General features: G+C 64.2%; 1 protein-coding gene. It reads left to right on the top strand.

Annotated elements, in window-relative coordinates:
- A partial coding sequence (locus ACTFO6_RS19630; RefSeq protein ID WP_439935975.1) for a LysR substrate-binding domain-containing protein occupies nt 1-240 on the top strand: 240 nt, incomplete at both ends.

The raw sequence follows: 240 nt of genomic DNA, 5'->3' as shown, positions 1-240 counted from the left end.
GCACAAGCGCAAGCCGGCGCTGCGGGTGAACAGCGTGTACGGAATCTACCGGGCGGTAAGAAGCGGGCTCGGCATCGCCGCGCTGCCGTACTACCTGAGCGACGAGTCTCCGGAGCTGGTGGAAGTATTGCCCGAGGTGGAGGGTCCCACCTCCGAAGCCTACATCGTCTACCCGGAGGAGCTCAGGCACTCGAAGCGCATCGCCGTACTGCGGGATTTCCTAATCCAGCAGGCGGAGGA

It is taken from the genome of Pelomicrobium sp. G1, from assembly GCF_051905455.1.
Taxonomy (GTDB): Bacteria; Pseudomonadota; Gammaproteobacteria; order Burkholderiales; family UBA6910; genus Pelomicrobium.
The sequence above is the reverse complement of the archived record's forward strand: the minus strand, read 5'-3'. Positions and strand labels throughout refer to the sequence as shown.